The organism is Longimicrobium sp. (assembly GCF_036388275.1).
Taxonomy (GTDB): domain Bacteria; phylum Gemmatimonadota; class Gemmatimonadetes; order Longimicrobiales; family Longimicrobiaceae; genus Longimicrobium.
The window spans coordinates 191496-208747 of record NZ_DASVSF010000002.1; the positions used below are offsets into that span (position 1 = coordinate 191496).

9 protein-coding genes are annotated in these 17252 nt (G+C 71.7%); 2 read left to right on the top strand and 7 right to left on the bottom strand.

All coding sequences use genetic code 11. From position 1 onward, the window contains the following. Window positions 1-533: 533 nt before the first annotated feature. Window positions 534-1904 carry a M24 family metallopeptidase gene (locus VF632_RS00900; protein WP_331020948.1) on the bottom strand — a complete coding sequence of 457 codons (1371 nt, stop codon included), beginning with the start codon at window positions 1902-1904 and terminating at the stop codon, window positions 534-536. 710 nt (window positions 1905-2614) lie between these two features. On the opposite strand from VF632_RS00900, the gene VF632_RS00905 reads away from it, so the two are divergent. Then, window positions 2615-3952 carry a hypothetical protein gene (locus VF632_RS00905; RefSeq protein WP_331020949.1) on the top strand — a complete coding sequence of 446 codons (1338 nt, stop codon included), beginning with the start codon at window positions 2615-2617 and terminating at the stop codon, window positions 3950-3952. 411 nt (window positions 3953-4363) lie between these two features. Here VF632_RS00905 and VF632_RS00910 read toward each other — a convergent pair whose 3' ends face one another. Next, window positions 4364-5032, bottom strand: coding sequence for a lytic transglycosylase domain-containing protein (locus tag VF632_RS00910; RefSeq protein WP_331020950.1), 669 nt, complete (start codon window positions 5030-5032; stop codon window positions 4364-4366). A 256-nt stretch (window positions 5033-5288) separates the two neighbouring features. Here VF632_RS00910 and VF632_RS00915 point away from each other — a divergent pair, with 256 nt between their 5' ends. Then, complete coding sequence (locus tag VF632_RS00915; protein WP_331020951.1) at window positions 5289-7970, top strand: histidine kinase N-terminal 7TM domain-containing protein; 2682 nt, start codon at window positions 5289-5291, stop codon at window positions 7968-7970. Between the two features lie 15 nt (window positions 7971-7985). On the opposite strand, the gene VF632_RS00920 is transcribed toward VF632_RS00915, so the two are convergent. The 5 genes from VF632_RS00920 to VF632_RS00940 all read right to left on the bottom strand — a co-directional run bounded on the left by VF632_RS00920 (window position 7986) and on the right by VF632_RS00940 (window position 17012). Next, window positions 7986-8639 carry a GNAT family N-acetyltransferase gene (locus VF632_RS00920; protein WP_331020952.1) on the bottom strand — a complete coding sequence of 218 codons (654 nt, stop codon included), beginning with the start codon at window positions 8637-8639 and terminating at the stop codon, window positions 7986-7988. Further along, entirely contained in the window at window positions 8636-9619 is a 984-nt protein-coding gene (locus VF632_RS00925; RefSeq protein WP_331020953.1) for a fatty acid desaturase, read from the bottom strand. The genes VF632_RS00920 and VF632_RS00925 overlap by 4 nt, the downstream gene beginning before the upstream one ends. A gap of 546 nt (window positions 9620-10165) precedes the next feature. Next, window positions 10166-13147 (bottom strand): hypothetical protein, encoded by a 2982-nt coding sequence (locus tag VF632_RS00930; protein WP_331020954.1) that lies wholly within the window; start codon window positions 13145-13147, stop codon window positions 10166-10168. 589 nt (window positions 13148-13736) lie between these two features. Beyond that, window positions 13737-15686 carry an N-acetylmuramoyl-L-alanine amidase gene (locus VF632_RS00935; protein WP_331020955.1) on the bottom strand — a complete coding sequence of 650 codons (1950 nt, stop codon included), beginning with the start codon at window positions 15684-15686 and terminating at the stop codon, window positions 13737-13739. 18 nt (window positions 15687-15704) lie between these two features. Further along, window positions 15705-17012 (bottom strand): AmpG family muropeptide MFS transporter, encoded by a 1308-nt coding sequence (locus tag VF632_RS00940; RefSeq protein WP_331020956.1) that lies wholly within the window; start codon window positions 17010-17012, stop codon window positions 15705-15707. Between the last annotated feature and the right edge of the window lie 240 nt (window positions 17013-17252).

The window sequence follows — 17252 nt, forward strand, 5'->3', positions numbered from 1 at the left end:
CGATGGACGTTCATCGGGTTCCGTGTGATGGGCGAAGGGAGGACTTCGGTTGGGGGTCCTTCGCATGCCGCGGGAAGGCCCCTCCCCCAGCCCTCCTGGCAAACTGCGCCGGGAGAGGGGAGAACTTCGGTTGGGGTTCGACTGGCTGCTTCGCATGCTGCGGGAGCCCCTCCCCGGCCCCCGTCCCCCGCTGCGCAGGGGAGGGGGGAGAATTCGACCGCGGTTCAGCAGCTTCGGCGCAGACGATGTCATCCCGATGGAGCGGCCAATGGGAACCTGCCCCTGCACCGTCGACCGCAGCGACTGAGGGCTCCGCCACACACTCCCCGAAGCGCACCGCGGTTCTCCCGTCACCATCGCTGCTGTTTGCGGCTCTCGCATCGCGAGAAGAATGGGATCGACGCGTCCGACGCCGAGGAGCGGGCCCCCTGCTGTGTGGCGGATCCCTCAGTCGCTGCCTGGCTTTAACGTGAGGGATGGAGGGGGCGTGGGCTCGGCTCCGGTGCCTGGAAGACCGCACTCCGCCGGCCTTTTCACCGGACGAGGTGGAAGCGCTCCTGGCGGGCGAGCACCCAGCGGCGGGTGCCGTCGGCGTCGATCCAGGCTTCTTCCTCGAGCGCCATCCGCACGGGCTGCCCGCCCCACTCCGCGACGGGCGTGGTCGCCTGCAGCTCGATGGAAAACCAGCTGCTCGGCACCAGCGTCACCTCCCCGCGTCCCTCTACGCCCTCCTGCCGGTCCCACAGCCCGATCAGCGGCCCCGCGCCGTGGCCGTGGTCGCCCACGGGGTGCGTGTACACGGTTCCGTCGATCCCCTCCGCGCGCATCCGCTCGCGCGTGGCGCGCAGCACGGCGTTGCCGGTGGCACCGGGGCGCATCTCCTCCAGCAGCAGGTCCTGCAGGCGGTTGGCCCGGCGCAGCGCCGCGTACAGCCCGGCGGGCGCGTCGGTCTCGCCCTCGCGAAGCACGTAGCCCATGTGCTGGGTGTCGGTGTTCAGCCCCAGCGCCGTCAGGCCGAAGTCGGTGTGCAGCACGTCGCCGCGGCGGATCACAGGGTCCGCCGAGTCGCCCATCTCCACGCCCGCCCTTTGTACCGTCACCGACGGCTGGAACCACGTCCCCAGCCCCAGCTCCGCCAGCCGCTGCCGCATCCACCAGACGACATCCTGCGTGCGCGTTTCGCCCGGCTTCACCACCTGGCTGGAGAACGCGGTGCGGATGATGTCGTGCGCCACCTGCTGCATCCGCACGTACGTAGGCATCATCTCCGGAAGCCGCTCCTCGATGTAGCGCAGCGGCAGCATCTCACGGCGGACCACGCGGTCGCGGTACCGCGCGGGGAGCGCCTCGCGCAGCTGCTCCCATTCGCCCGCGGTGAGGCCGTCGGAAAAGGCGTGCGTGTGCGAGATGTTCACCGCGATGGTCGCCGGGTCGCACGCCTCCACCAGCGGGGGCAGAAGCCGCCACTGGTCGGCGCCGTACGGTTCGGCGGGGCGCACGGTGGGCCCGGCCGTTCCCATGGCCGCCTGCGGGTCGCGCACCACGCGGTACAGCCCGCCCTGCGGCGATCCGCCGATGGCGATGCGGTCCACCCCGCGCTCCGCCCCGCGATCACAGAACACGTAGATCGTCCGCCGGCGGGCCGCCATCGTCGTGGGCGAGACGAGCGACCAGAACACCGGGTCTTCGTTGTACTCGCGCACGGGAACGATCCACATCGACACGCCCTCCTGGCGCATCAGCCGCGGAAGCACGCGCTCCAGCCGAAGCCGCAGCCACTCCTGCCGGGTCTGCGCCTGCTCGCGAAGCGTGCCGAGCGGGGGCGCGGATTGCGCCACTGCGGAAGCCGGGGCGGCGGCGATCGTCAGCGCGGCGAGCGCGATCGTAAGGCGGCGGGCGGTCATGCGATGGATCGTTCGAGTGGATGGTTCGCGAGTGCGAGGAAAGGAGTCTGCGCGCGGGAGCACTGTCGGGCAAGGCTGGGCGTGCCCCTCCCCCGGCCCCTCCCCGCACGATACTACTGTGCGGAGAGGGGGGAAGTTCAATCGCGATCAGGCGAATCGGGTGCGCGCCGCTGGCGCCCCCCTCTCCCAACCTCTCCCCCGCAAACTGCGCGGGGGAGAGGCGCTAGCTCGGTGTGGGCCCGCGTGTGTGGCGCGAGATCCAACGTCGATCGAATCCGCAGAGCATTCACCGAAGCGCACGGCACTGGCTCCCTTCCCCCGCGGCAGTTTGCGGGGGAAGGGTTGGGGATGGGGGGCGCCGGCCCGAGCACCCCACTCCGCGCTGCCACCGCTCACGGGAGCCACGGTGCACGCCGAAGCACGCGTGCGCTTCGATTGCTGTGTGGCACATCCCTCAGTCGCTGCGAAGTACAGTGTGTCGGCAGCCTCGGTGTCGCCGCTCCGTCGGGATGACATTGCGCGCCTCGTCACCGAGGAACGCAACAGGTGGTAGACGCCTGATTGGTGCATGTCTGCATGTTGTGGCGCGCGTGATGCGTGATGCCGTTTCGTCGAGGACAGCCGTTTCCCGAACGGATGGCGAAGATGTTGCATTCGCGACGATGTGGACGATTTGTACGTCGCCCAGCCACCAGCAAGCCCAGGTGCCGATGACCGCCTCCGTGCTTTCCAGGCCCACGCGCGCGCTCCCCGCCGGGGCGCGGCTGATTGCCCTGGCCCCGGACGCCGCGTACGCCGTGCGCGTACTGGCCGCCGCGGCGGGCGGCGCCGCGTTGGGCACCCTGGCCGCCGACGGAGAAGACCCGTCGGAGCACATCGTACGGGGCGCGGCCTCGCTGTCCCGCCAGATCGTGGCGCACGCGCTGGGTACCGCCGACGCGGCGCCGGCCGTGAGCCTGGCCGCGTCCGCGCGAGAGCTGGAGCGGCTGGTCGAGCGCGTTCGGCGGATGATTCCCGCCAGCGCGGCCGAGCTGATGCCCTCCATCGACGATCCCCCGCTGCCGCTGGCCGACGAGTGGCTGCGCGAGGCCGCGCTGGAGCGGCACGAGCACGCGCTGATGCTGCTTGCCCACCCGGAATACCAGCTGGTGCTGGGCACCCGCGCGCTGCACCCCGCCGAGGCGCTGGCGCGCACGGCCGAGCGGGTGCTGCACAGCGTGGAGGGGTGGGCCTCGCACGACGAGCTGCTGGAACTGGAAGTGGAGGCGTCGTACTGGTTCAGCGAACGCTGGGCCGCCGATGCCGACCTGGAGAGCGAGCGCGGAGAGCGCTCCGTAACGCGGCGGATGGAGTGGGTGTTCGCCGACCGCCCCACGCTCGGCCTGGGAGAGCCGATCCTGGCCTCGCTGCTGGCCACGGCCGAAGCGGAGGGATGGACGCCCGCGCGGCGGAGGGCGGCGCGGTCGCTGGTGGAGTCGGAGGCGGACGCGTGGCACGTGTTCCGGAGCACGGGCCACGAGACGGCGCTCGCGCGTTCGCTGACGAACGGACGGGAGATCGCGGTCCGCGACCCCAACGGCGAGGCACTTCCCGGACGCGTGGTGATGGGGCGGGCGCTGCCGTTCGGCGAGGAGCACGTGTTCGCGCTCTCCACCGAGCTGGTGGCGGCCGACGACCCCGCCGACCTGCGCGCGCTGACTGCGGACGTGCGGGCCTTTGCCACGTCGGGCCGGCTGCCCCTGGCCATGGCCGTGGAAGCCACCATCGCCGACGGCCTGTTTGGCGCACGCATCCCCCGCCCCATTCCCGCCTCGGAGGACGCAGACGCGGCCCTGGCCCGCATCGACGAAGGATGCGACCTGCTCCTTCGCCGCGGCGTGGCGCGCACGCTGGACCCGCAGCGCGGCGCGCCCCGCCCGCCGACGGGCACCTCGCGAGACCTGCTGGCGCTGCCGGACGACCCGGTGATCGCGGCGTGGGTGTCGGCGCTTGTTTCGGAGAGCTCGCGCGAACGGCAGTACTCGCACCCGGTGCGCCGCCCCATGTGAGGTCTCGCCGCGCACCCCACTAGGGGCGCGCCACACGATCCGCCACACACGAGAACAAGCCGGTCCGCGCAGGCGAACTTCGTGTGGTCGTTGCAGCGAATTCATTCGCCCGTGCAGGGCTTCGCGGCGGGGTTTGGCTGAACTCGGAGTGGACGACGGGCGGGATGTGGGGCGCTTCGATGGTTCCGGCGCAGTCCCCGGCTGCCCTCTCCCCCCGGCCCCCTCTCCCGCAAGCGGGAGAGGGGGAGAACTGCACCAAGCTCGGGCGCGCCCCACTTCAACTCACACCCAAGCAGGCCAGTCTGCGAAGGCAGACTTCGTGTGGTCGTTGCAGCGAATTCATTCGCCCGACGGAGCCGAGGCCTCCCCACCCAAGTGCGGGTAAACCGCCTTCCGCACTTCCCCGCCGACCTACCGCCGCCCCGGACCCTGGTACCTGTCCCGCCCCATGCCAAGGACGCGCCGCGTGTACCCGTTCTCCGGGTTGCGGCCCGAGCGCAGGTCGCGGTCCACGGCGCCCTCGCCGCGGTTGTACGCCAGCAGCGCCAGGCGCACGTCGCCATCGTACTTGTCGATCAGCCGGCGCAGGTATCCGAAGCCCACGCGCAGGTTGGGCTCGGGCTCCAGGATGCGCTCGCGCGTCGTCATCCGCCGGTCGAGCCAGCGCGCCGTCGAGGGCATCAGCTGCGTGTAGCCCAGCGCGCCGGCGTGGCTGCGCGCGCGGGGGTTGAACGCGCTCTCCGCCCGCACCAGGCGAAAGCCCAGCTCCGGGTCCAGCCCCTGGCTTTCGGCGGCGTCGTGGATGGTGCGCGCCAGCTGGGGCGAGATGCGGAACTGCATGGCGAACGCGAACGGCCCCCCGCTCATCTCGCGCACCTGCCGCGCGCGGTCCCGCACCCAGCGCCAGAAGTCGCGGTTGATGGACTCGGCGGCTTGCGTGCTGGCGGGCGCCACGGTGGCGCTGTCGGCCTGCTGGGCGCGGGCGGGCATGCCCCAGGCGCACAGGGCCAGGGCGGCCACCAGCGCGGGAACGCGCAGCGCGCCGGGGAGTGGCCGCGTGCAATCGGCTGTCGTGCTCAAGTCGTTTCCTCCTTGTTTTCGGCTCAGCCGGGGTTGAACAAGCCGCACAACGTGCACTCCACGACCGCCCTCGTCAACCCGCCGTGCGCCGCGCACGAGGTTTGTGCAAGGAGTGGCGGATGGATTGTAAGTGGTTGCCCGCCAACGCCGACGATGTAGTTTGCAGTCGAGTTCCACCCGCTGGCCGGCTCCGTTTCCGCCAGCATCGGCGCGAAGCCATCCGCCTCGCCCCGCTGTCCCCGCCCCGCGCGTGACGATGGCCTGGCAGTCCACGCCCGAGTTCATCCCGCTCCTCGTTTCGGCGATGGTGTGCGCCGCCCTGGGCGCGTTCGCCTGGCGCCACCGGCGCGTTCCCGCGGCGGGCGGCTTCGTTTTGCTGATGGCGTCTTCGGCGTGGTGGTCGCTGGCGTACGCCTTCTACCGCGCCAACGCCAGCTTCCAGGGCAAGGCGCTGCTCGCCGTGCTCACCCAGGCCGGCGCCATCGTCGTCGCCGTGGCATGGGCGGTGTTCGCGCTGCAGTTCACCGGGCGCCAAGCGTGGCTGCGCCGCTGGTGGATGGCGCTCTCCGCCATCCCCGCGCTGACGCTGGTGATGGTGGCCACCAACCCCGTGCACCACGCCTTCTGGTCGCGCTTCGCCCTGGTGGAGCGCGGCGGGCGGGCGGCCATCGACAGCGTGCCCGCCTGGGGCTTCTGGCTGCACGTGGTGTATTCGTGGGGGCTGATGTGGCTGGCCGTGGGCGTCGTGAGCCTGGGCGCGGTGCGGTCGGCGCACCTGTACCGCCGGCAGGCGTGGGCCATCGTGGTGGCGGCGGCCGTGCCGTGGATCGGAAACGTGCTGCACGTGGCGGGATGGGTGCGGTTCCCGGCCAACCCGATGCCCGTGCTCTTCACCCTCAGCGGCGCCGTCTTCTTCTGGGCCATCTTCCGCCTGCGGCTGCTGGACCTGGTGCCCGTCGCTCGCGCGGCGCTGGTGGAAGAGATGCCCGATGGCGTGGTGGTGCTGGACGAGACGGGGCGCGTGCTGGACGTGAACCCCGCGGCGCGCCGCATCCTGACCCTCGGCGAGGCCGACGTCGTGGGACGGCCCGCGGCGGAGGTGCTGGGGGCGCTGAGCGGGGTGATGGACCAGGAGGCGGTAGACGGGCCCGTTCGCGTGGAGGTGGGCACGGGTGAGGGCGCGCACCCCGTGGACGTGCGTGTGACGACGCTGCACGACGCGCGCGGACGGGTGAACGGGCGGCTGCTCGTTCTTCGCGACGTGGGTGAAACGGAGCGCCGGGAGGGCGCGCTGGCGCTGCAGCGGGCCTTTCTGGAGCAGCTGTTCGATGCCGCGCCCGAGGGGCTGGCCCTGCTGGACGAGTCGGAGCAGGTGCTGGACGTGAACCCCGAGTGGAGCCGCCTCTTCGGCTATCCGGCCGACGAGGCGCGGGGCCGGCAGATCAACGACCTGATCGTTCCCGACCACCTGCGGGGCGAGGGCGCCCAGATCACGGCGCAGGTGGCGTCGGGCGCCCGCACGGAGGCGGAGACGGTGCGGCGGCGCAAGGACGGAAGCGTGACCGACGTGCACATCACGGGGGCGCCGGTGTTCGCGCGGGGCCAGCGCGTGGGCACCTGGGGCATCTACCACGACATCAGCGGGCGCAAGGCGCAGGAACGCGCCCGCGCCGCGCTGCTGGAGCGCGAGCGGGAGGCGCGCGCGGCAGCCGAGGCGGCTACGCGGCGGGCCGCGTTCCTGGCCGACGTGGGCACGCTGCTGAGCGCGGCCTTCGTTCGCCAGGCCGGCTACCAGGAGCTGGCGCGGCTGGCCGTGGCCGAGCTGGCGGACTACTGCCTGATCGACGAGGTGACGCCGGACGGCGGCACGCGGCGGGTGGCGCTGGCGCACCGCGACCCGCGCGGCGAGGCGCTGCTGGTGCCCGACGCCGCCAACCCGCCCGACGGCGACCCCGAGCGGCGCCCGGTGCTGCAGGTGGTGCGCACGGGCGCGCCGATGCTGGTGCCCGAGGTGACGGACGACGTGATCTCGCGGCTGGGCCACGACGACCGGACGCGCGCCGCGTTCACCCGCATCCAGCCACGCTCGTTCATCATCGTGCCGCTGATCGCCCGGGGGCGCACGCTGGGCGCCATCACCCTGGCGTACGACCACTCCGGCCGCCGCTACGGGCCGGAGGACCTGACGGTGGCGCAGGAGATGGCGCGCCGCGCGGCGCTGGCCATCGACAACGCCCGCCTGTACGCCGAGGCGCAGGAGGCGGTGCGGGCGCGCGACTCGGTGCTGGGCGTGGTGTCGCACGACCTGCGCAACCCGCTCGCCGCCATCCTCCTGCATGCCGACTTCCTGCTGGCGGACCCCGGCCTCCCCCCCGACGCGCGCGAGTCGGCCGAGCAGGTGGTGCGCGGCGCCGAGGCCATGGAGCGGATGATCCGCGACCTGCTGGACGTGGCCCGCATCGAGGCCGGGCAGCTGCGGGTGGAGGCCGCTCCCCTCTCCGCGTGCGGGCTGCTGGACCAGGCGGCGGGGATGATGATGCCGCTGGCGCGCGAACGGGGAACCGCCTTGGAGCAGGTGCGCCTGGCGGAGTGCCCCGACGTGGCGGCCGACTTCGACCGCGTGATGCAGGTGTTCAGCAACCTGGTGGGCAACGCGCTGAAGTTCACGCCGGCGGGCGGCACGGTGACGCTGGGCGCGGATCCCGGGCCGGGCGAGGTGAGGTTCTGGGTGCGCGACACGGGGCCCGGCATCGCCCCCGAGCACGTGGAGCGGCTGTGGGAAAGCTTCTGGCAGGCTGACGGTCCCGCCCGCCGCGCCGGCGCGGGGCTTGGCCTGCCGATCGTCCGCGGCATCGTAGAGGCGCACGGCGGCCGCGTGGGCGTCGACACCGTACCGGGCGAGGGCGCCAACTTCTGGTTCACCCTGCCGGTGGCGTGATTCTTCGATGTTGCGTCAGGGGATGGACGGCTCCGCCGCGGCGGCGAGCGTGCGGGCCACCCTCCGCCCCAGCGCGGACCCGGTGGCGAGATCCGTGGCGGTGCGGGCGTGGAGAGCGAGATGGTAGACGTCGGAAAGGACGCGGCCGACTTCGGGATAGTCTTCGTCGATGGTGCCCACCCGCGCCGCGCCGATGGCGTGCAGCAGCGGGGGCGAGGCGAGGTTCATCGCCGGTTCGCGGACAACGGTGGCGAACAGGTGCTGATGCCCTGTTTCGGCGAGCCATTCCAGCGCGGCGAGCGCCAGGGCCGGCGCATACGTGCGATGGCGCCGGCCGGGGCGCACGGCGAGCTGGTCGAAGTAGGCGACGCGCGCGTCCTCCAGCGCGTCCCAGTTCCCGTCTCCCCACTGGATCGACCGGCGCCGGGCCCAGACGTCCGTCGCGCGCAGCACGGTGTCGGGGAGCGCGATGGCGAAGCCGCCGAGCGCGCCGTCATCGTCGGCGATGGCGAGCACCTGCGCGTTCGCCACCAGGAACTCGTACTGCTCGCGCGTGGCCCCCAGCAGAAACCCGCCACCGGGCGCATCCCCCGCGGGGTCCAGCTTCAGCTCCCGCTTGATCCGCAGCATCCCTTCCACGTCGCCCGGCCGCGCGGGGCGGATCTTCATCTGCGCATCAGCCCCAGGTCCACCGAAAACTCGCCCACGTCGGCGATTTCCTCGATGTGAGGCCCCTTGGTCTGCTGCCAGACGGCCTGCCAGAGTGAGGTGACGCCCTGGTTGTGGTGGTGCGCCTCGGGCAGGATGTCGCGGCGGTCCGGCAGCTGGTGCCAGGGGATGTTGGGGTCGTAGTGGTGCGTGGCGTGCTCGTTGAAGTTCAGCAGCAGCCACGAAAAGAACCGCTGCCGGGGAAGCGAGCGCACGTTGTGGCGCACGTCGGGCCCCACCGTGGTATCGTAGTGGTACACGTACAGGAGCAGCGACCACACCCAGGCGAACACCGCCAGCGGCAGCCCCAGCGCCACCATCCACGCCTCGAAACCCAGCGCCCACCAGACGGCGGCGTGAAAGCCCAGGCCGCCGGCGAACTCGGCCCAGGCGCGCAGCCTGCGCGAGCCCCGCCAGTGCTTGAACACGGGCGAGATCTTTTCGGCGCGCGCGGCGGGCACCAGCAGAAAGATCAGCACGGCGGCGATGGAGTGGACGAAGAAGCCGCCCAGGAACACGAAGAAGATCCACACTGCGTGGTAGTACCCCCGCCGCAGCGGCGTCAGCGGTCGCGCGGTGGGGAAGGTGTCGAGGTTGGCGGTGTGCGCGTCGCGGCGGTTGTGGCCGTGATGGAAGAAGTGGATTTTCCGATAGACGGTGAACGGCGCGGCAACGGGCAGCAGCAGGAGCGTACCGAGCGCGTCGTTCAGCGCCGGGTGGTCGGGAAAGAGCTTCTTGTGGATGGCCTCGTGCGCGGCGATGTACATCCGGTCCAGCCACAGCCCCTGCCCCACGATCAGCCCCGCCAGCACCAGCCACCGTGCGGGCGATTCCCAGCCCAGGCAGGCGATGCTGGCCGCCATCAGAATGCCGAATACGAGAAACGTTTCGGCGAGCAGGCGAAAGGACACCCGGGTCTGGGGAAGTGTGGCGGTCGTCATCGTGCGGAGGTGTGATGCGGGGAGTTCGTGCGGGAACGCCTGCTACGCTAACCGAACAAAACATCTGACGCAATCCACTTGGCCGCACACCCGAACCTGTCATCCTGAGCCCCAAGCGCACCCTACCAGCCCGCACACCGACCCGCGCGGGGCGAAGGATCTAGCAGAGGGCACGTACAAGCGCGGGCGCGGCAGCGGTCACGGAAGGCGAGGCCTCGGCTGCCGTGGGGCCCTCACCCCGCCGCGCTGACACGCGTGCGACCCTCTCCCACAAACAGCGTGGGAGAGGGGGTACACTTCGGGGTTTGGAGCCTTCAGATGAGCTTGGCTGCTCGGGCCGGCGCCCCCCATCCCCAACCCTTCCCCCGCAAACTGCGCGGGGGAAGGGAGCCAATAGAGCGCGCGGGGCCAGCCGGAGCGCAGACGAATTCTCCTCTCCCCCATGGGGTTTATGGGGGAGAGGCCCGGAGAGGGGGGGCGCCAAGGCATGCGCCGAGTCACGTCGGAGCGCCTCAAAACCCGCGTCGCCCACGTCTTCCTAACCGCCTAGAACGCCCTGCCGAGCCGCAGGTAGAAGCTCGGCTTCGGCCGCTCCATCGTTGTGACGTCGCCGCCAACGGTCGTTGCAACCTCGCTGAGCGGCACGGCCACGCCGCCCACGATGTCGAGCGTCGCGTAGTAGAACAGCGTCGTGCGCGCGCCCAGCTCGGCGCCGATGGAGTAGATGGGCGAGATCTCCCGGCTGGCGCCGAACAAGGGGGAACAGGCATCCACGCACCAGGCGGCGCCACCATCCGCGAACACGGCGCCCCAGCTGCGGCCCAGGAAGGCAGGGAGCATCCGGTACCCGCGGTCTACCAGCACCAGCGGAACACGGTACTCCGCGCTGGCCGACACCGCGCGGTCACCGGACTGCGTCCCGCTCTGGTACCCGCGCACCGGAAACTCCAGCCGTCCCCCGATCCCCGTCTCGGTGCCCAGCGGCCCCGCGACGTTTCCGCCGTCCAGGCCCCCCAGCTGGAAGCCCGGGCTGCGCGCGCCCACGTCGCCAGCCGCCACCGCACGCGCGCCCAGCACGCTCCGCGCAAAGCTCACCCTGCCCAGGGGCTGGAACCCCAATCCACGCCCCGCCAGGCGCACGTAGCCCCGTGGATCTCCATCCTCCTCCGGCGCGCGCAGGTAGCGGCGGCCCTCGACGGTGCCCGCCATCAGCCATCCCTCTTCCGGGCTGATGGAGTAGTCGAAGCCCCTCGCGCTCGACCGCCCGACGGTGAGCACAGCGCCCACGTCCAGCCCCTCGCCCCGGGCGAACGGGAACGCGCGGTCTTCGTCGTCCAGCCAGTCGAAGGTGCTCTCGCGAAGGTTCACCCCGGTGCTGATCCACCCGTACGAGCGGTAGCGGGGGAACGGGAAGGTGGCGATCGCCGAGGCCGACCGCTCCCGCTGCACCAGGTCGGGAAAGGTGTCCACGGTGAATCCGTCCCACTCCTGGCGCGCCGAAAAGCCGAGCACCGGCGTTCCCAGCCGCGAGAAGAGGTACGCCGCCGCACCGCCGACCCGCCCGCTGGCCGGGTACACCTGCGCCGCGAGGGCCCAGGCGTGCCGGTCCACCACGTCGGAGCCGCCCGTTGCCACGCCCCGGACCGGACCAAGGAATTCGTCTTCGAAGACCAGCGGCGACCAGGTGGTCGGGCGCAGCGTGCGCCACGGGGAGTACGGACGCGAGGGACCACCGGCCGTCCGCCGGTATCGCTCCGTCTCACGAGGCGGCGAAGCGAACTCGGCCGCCACCGGCGGGGCCGTGCGCCAGGTGGCGGGATCGAACGGAATGCGCGCCAGGTGATAGCCGTCCGCGCGGTACCAGGAAAAGGCGATCCAGCGCCCGTCCGGCGACACGTCCGGCTGAAAGCCGCCGGAAAGCAGGTTGGTGATCTGCATCAGCCGGCCGGCCTGCAGGTCGTACGCGTACAGGTTGGAGATGCCCGTGCGGTCGGACGAGAACACCACGTAGCGGCCGTCGGGCGACCACGCCGGGTGCAGGTCCAGCGCGCGGTCCGCCGTCAGCTCACGGATCACCCGGCCGGCGGTGTCCATCACCACCACGTCGAACAGCCCGCCGGTGCGCCAGCGGCTGGCGGCGATCCGCGAGCCGTCGGGCGACCAGCGCGGCATCGACCAGCGCACGTCGGGGTCGTCGCCGGTCAGCGGGCGCGGGTTGCGGCCGTCCGCATCCACCAGCACCAGCTCGGTCGATTCTCCCCCGCCCCGAGCCGCCACGATCCGCCCATCCGCCCGCCGCATGTCGGGCTCCAGCAGCCGGGCGCCGCGGCTCATCCGCTCCGCACCGCCGTCCACGTCCACCGCGTACAAATCCGAAAAGGCGCGATACGGATCGACGAGGTCCACCTGCGCCGTCACCAACCCCTGCCCGTCCCCCCGCCACGACACCGGGCCGATGGACGTGCGCCCGGCGATCACCTGCACGTCGCCCTCCGGCCCCAGGATGCGGGTGGAGGGATCGTCGCGCCCCGTGTAGGCGGAGTAGGCGATGCGCGACCCGTCGGGCGAGTACCGCGGCCACTCCGTGTTGCGGCCGGAGGTGGTCAGCAGCTCGGGCTCGGTCAGCCCGGCGGCGCGGAGGGAATCGGCGGCGGCGGCGTAGCGTGCCTGCAGCTCTTGCCGCCACTCGCCGTACGCGCTAGAGAACGAGACGCCGTACGCTTTCCGCGCGGCCGCATCCACCGCGTAGGGGATGAGGCGGCGGCCGACGGTGCGGACGAACTCGCCCGCGCGCTCCGGCCCGTACCGGTGCGAGAGCCAGTCGGCGAACTCGGAGCCGTAGACGTACGCGGCCCCGCCGCCGGGCCAGTCGGCCGGGTCGCCGGCCAGGCGGTCGATGGGAAAGAACTCGTCCTCGAGCACGGCCGTGCGCAGCACCATCTCGTGGTAGCTGCCGTGCACGCGGCCGGCGCCGGTCAGGCGAGATTCCAGGTAGGTGGCCAGCCCCTCGGTGGTCCAGCGGGGGACGAACAGGTTGGGATACAGCAGCGGGTTGCGGCCGAAGATCAGGCGCAGGTTGGCCAGGATGCCGCTGGCGTGGTCCAGGTGGTGGATGTGCGCCAGCTCGTGCCCCACCACCAGCTCCAGCCAGTCGTAGGTGTAGGCCAGGGTCGGCTCGTCGACGGGCGGATGCGCGTACACCACCACGCGGTTGCGCGGGAACGGCGTGGCGAAGCCATTGGCGAAGTCCACGTTGTCGGCCAGCACCAGGTGAACGCGGCCGGCGGGGGCGGGCACCAGCGCGGCTTCCAGCAGCACGCGCGCCTCCTCGGCCCGCGCGGCCGCGCGCCGGGCGAAGTCCTCGAGCCCTTCCGAGTAGTGCACCTGGAAGTGCTCGGTGTCGAACGTACGCCACCGCGCATCCGGCGCCACCTGCGCGCGAACCGGCGCGGACGCGAGCGCCGACAGCGTCAGAGCGCTGGCGGTGATGTGGGCGAGAAAAGAACGAACGGCCCGGATTCGGGTCATGGAAACACTCATCGGAAGATTAGTCATCCAGAGGCGCAGGCGCCCCTCTCCCCGCCCCTCCCTGCACAAACTGCGTGCGGAGAGGGGGGAACGTCGATGCAGAGGAGGTTGATTGGGCGCGGCGGCGGGCGCCCCCCATCCCCAGCCCTTCCCCCGCAAACTGCGCGGGGGAAGGGAGCCAGCCCGGTGCGCTTCGGTGAGTTCGGCGCAATGCCCGGCTGCCCTCTCCCCCCGCCCCCTCTCCCGCAAGCGGGAGAGGGGGAGAACTGCATCAAGTCCGGTCGCGCCACACGGCCGAATTCGCACCCCGGCCAGCCAGTCTGCGAAGGCAGACTTCGTGTGGTCGTTGCAGCGAATTCATTCGCCCGTGCCGGAGGCGGCCTCGGTCTCCGTGACCGCTGCCGCGCCCTGGCTTGTCTCCCTTCCGCGGCTAGATCCTTCGCCCCGCCAGGTATCGTGTGCGGTTCGGTCCGGTGCGCCTGGGGCTCAGGATGACAGGCCTTGGCGCGCTCCCGGATTCACTTCCGCACCTCCGCACTCCGCACTCCGCACTCCGCAATTTCGTACTTCGCACTTCCGCACTTCCCCGTCACCGCCCCGCGCGCCCCTCCAGGAACGCGCGGATCGCGCGGAAATGCGCGGCGGCGATGCGCTCGTGCACCGCGGGGTCGCGGAGCGCCGCCTCCTGCTGCGGAATCATCAGGAACATGGTTTCCGTCAGCACCGAGGGCATCCACGTCGGCCGGGTGAGCGCCAGGTCGGCCCGGGCGATCCCCAGGTCGCGCAGACCGATCTCGGCCAGGATCTCGGCCTGCATGTGCCGCGCGAGGTGCAGCGACTGCGGCTGGTTGTAGAACACCGTGGTGCCGTTGTTCTCCCACGGGTTCACCCCGTCGGGGAACGCGTTGTTGTGCACCGACACCAGGAAGTGCGCGTCCTCCACCGTCGCGCGCAGCGGGCGCGCGCCCAGGTCCACCGCCTGCGCGTCGGGCCGCGTCTCCAGCACCTCGGCGCCGGCCTCGCGCAGCATGCGGACGAGGTGCTTGCTGATGGCCAGGTTCGCCTCGGCCTCCGTAAGCCCCGTCGGCCCGATGGCGCCGCCGGGCGGATGGCCCGCGTCGATGGCGATGCGCAGCGCACGCATGGGCATCCGCGGGTCGATGCGCGGCGGACGGCGCACGCGGACTACCAGCGCGCCGGACTCGTCCCAGAACGTGCGCCATCCCCACACCGGTTCCGCCAGCTCCAGGCGCACCGTGTACAGGTCGTCGCGCGGCTGGTTCCACTCCGCTCGCCTCACCAGCGGGTCGGCGTGGCCGTAATGCAGCCAGTTGGTGCGGCTCTCCGCGCCGTAGACGCTGATGGTCAGCGCGTCGTCCTCGGCCCGCACCTCGAACGTCAGGCGGTCGGATGTGGAAAGCCGCACGTCGATCCATCCCGGCGCCGGGTCCAGCCGCACGGCGCCCACAGTTCCCGTCACCGCCGGAGCGCCCGCGGGCTCCAGCCGCAGGTCGCCCACGGGCACCCACACCGACTGGTCGCCCGACAGCCGCACCCGGTAGGCTCCCTCGCGCTCACCGGTGATGGTGAAGCGGGTGCCGTTGGGGAAGCTCCAGTGGTATGGCGTGCCGCTTCCCGGCAGCGCCGTGCCGATCACCATCCCGTCCGGCCGGGCCGACGCGGCGACGCCCGTCCGCGTTTCGCCCGCCCGCAGGACTGCCGCGGAAAGCTCCAGCGGCTCGCGCATCGTGCGCCCATCCAGCACGTACTCGATCATCGCCGTCCCCGCGCGCGCGCCAGAACCCGCCAGCGTGGGCGCGCGCACGGCGGTGTCGCGCGCGGCCAGCGGCTGCGAGAGCGCGAAGCTTCCCGCATACTCGGTGAACTCGCGCGGCACCGACGTGCGGTCCTGCATGAAGCCCTCGTCGCGCTCCACCGTCCGGCGCTCCACCAGCGGAACCGAGCTGCCGTCAGGAAACACCAGTCGCGCCTGCGCGCCGGGCGAGCCGCGGAAGCGCACCGTCACCGACTCGCCCTCCATCCCCGTGACCGTTCCGCGCGGCAGGATGGAGCCGCCCACGATGCCGGTGGACGTGCGCCCGCCGCCACGCCCGCCGGGAACGCGGACGCGCCGCTCCACTTCCGCCGTCCGTCCCCCGGCCGCCGCGCGCAGACGGTACACGCCATCGGCCGGGACGGGCACGAAGCCCAGGAAGGCGCCGTTGGCCGCCACGTCCACCGCGGCGCCGTTGATGGTGAGCGAGGCGCCGCCGGTGCCCACGTTCCCGAAGATGAAGTTGCTGTCCGCGGCCGTCAGCGCGGCGTTCTCGGCCGGGTACATCACCTGGATGCGAAGCGCACCGGTCCCCGCCGGGACGGGCGGCAGCAGGTTGCGGATGGGCGGCGCCTCGCCCGGGCGCAGGGTGCTGGTTTCAGGCCCCACGGCCGGCGGCGGCACGGGCGCTGGCGGGGGCGGGCCGCCGCACGCGGCCAGCAGGGCCAGCGCGAGCAGCGAACGGGCGGAGGTGCGCGTCGTCATGCATCCATCGGAAAAGGGTCAGGCCGGGCGCGTCAGCGGTTCGTCGGCCACCTCGCCCGTGTGCTCCGCCGCGCCCCGCGGGTTCTCGCGCGTCAGCGGCGCCACGATGGGCAGCATCAGCAGCGCGGGGATTCCCGCGGCGATGCTGATCAAAAAGAACTGCGGCCATCCCGTGGCCTTGGCGATGTCGCCGGCGAAGCCCGCCACAAAGTCGCGGGCGAAAGCCATGAAGCTGCTGAGGAGCGCGAACTGCGTCGCGGAGAACTGGCGGCTGCACAGCGACATCATGAACGCCACGAAGCCGGCCGTCACCAGCCCCCCGCTGAAGTTTTCCACCAGGATGGCGCCGGTGAGCAGCGACAGGTCCTTGGGCCGCACCGCCAGCAGGTAGTAGGCGAGGTTGCTGCCCATCTGGATGACGGCCAGGATCCACAGCGAGCGGTTGATGCCCAGCTTGGCGATGAACGCTCCGCCCACGAGCACGCCGGCGATGGTGGCCGCCAGCCCCAATGCCTGCGTGATCGCCCCCACCTCGGTGAGCGTGTAGCCGACGTCCAGCAGGAACGGGTTGGCCATGTTCTGCACGAACCGGTCGGCCATGGAGTACAGGATGATGAACAGCAGCAGGAGCGGCCCCATCGTGGGGCCGGCGCGGTGGTAGAACTCCATGAACGGCTTCACCACCGCGTCGGCCAGCGAGGCGGGGGGCCCCTCGCGCAGCACCGGCTCGGGCGCCAGGAACGTCCCCAGGATGCCGAGGAGCATGAACGCCGCCATGATGATGTACACCGTGCCCCAGGGCATGCGGTCGGCCATCACCAGCGCCAGCCCGCCGGTGAGGATGAGCGCGATGCGGTAGCCCATCACCTTGAGCGACGCGCCCGCGCCCATCTCGCGATCCTCCAGCACGTCCACGCTGTACGCGTCGACGGCGATGTCCTGCGTGGCGCTGAAGAAGGCGATCAGCAGCGTGTTGACGAACAGGATGAATAGCGCCTGCTTGGGATCGTGCAGCGACATCGCGGCGATCAGCAGGCCCAGGAGCACCTGGGTGATCAGCAGCCATCCGCGGCGGCGGCCCAGAAAGGGCGGGATGTAGCGGTCCAGGATGGGCGCCCACAGGAACTTGAGCGTGTACGGCAGCGCCAGCCAGCTTACCCTGCCCACGGTGGCCAGGTCCACGCCTTCCACCGTCATCCAGGCCTGCAGGGTCTTGCTGGTCAGGAACAGCGGCATCCCGGAGGAGAACCCCAGGACGAGCAGCGCGGCCATCTTTCGCTGTCCAAAGACGCTGAAGACGGACCGGGAAGCGTGTGGCTGGTTCACGGCGGTGTGAGTTCGCGGGAGCTGTGTGAGTGCCTGCGGCGCGGGGTCGCAAGTTCGGCACCAGACGTCCACATCCGCGCCGGGAGCGGGGGAACCCGCCGCTCGGAAAGCGGGAAGCCCCGACACGACGCCGCTGTCGCGTCGCCGTTCGGGGCTTCACCCGCACGCACACCACGCTTGCCGAAGCGCTTCTGTCATCCCGACGGAGCGGCCACGCCGTAGACCTCCCCTCGACGCGAC

Coding starts and splice junctions, on each gene's coding strand:
- VF632_RS00925 (WP_331020953.1), bottom strand. CDS start 9,619: ATGACGACCGCCACACTTCCCCAGACCCGGGTGTCCTTTCGCCTGCTC.
- VF632_RS00920 (WP_331020952.1), bottom strand. CDS start 8,639: ATGAAGATCCGCCCCGCGCGGCCGGGCGACGTGGAAGGGATGCTGCGG.
- VF632_RS00900 (WP_331020948.1), bottom strand. CDS start 1,904: ATGACCGCCCGCCGCCTTACGATCGCGCTCGCCGCGCTGACGATCGCC.
- VF632_RS00930 (WP_331020954.1), bottom strand. CDS start 13,147: ATGACCCGAATCCGGGCCGTTCGTTCTTTTCTCGCCCACATCACCGCC.
- VF632_RS00905 (WP_331020949.1), top strand. CDS start 2,615: ATGACCGCCTCCGTGCTTTCCAGGCCCACGCGCGCGCTCCCCGCCGGG.
- VF632_RS00915 (WP_331020951.1), top strand. CDS start 5,289: ATGGCCTGGCAGTCCACGCCCGAGTTCATCCCGCTCCTCGTTTCGGCG.
- VF632_RS00935 (WP_331020955.1), bottom strand. CDS start 15,686: ATGACGACGCGCACCTCCGCCCGTTCGCTGCTCGCGCTGGCCCTGCTG.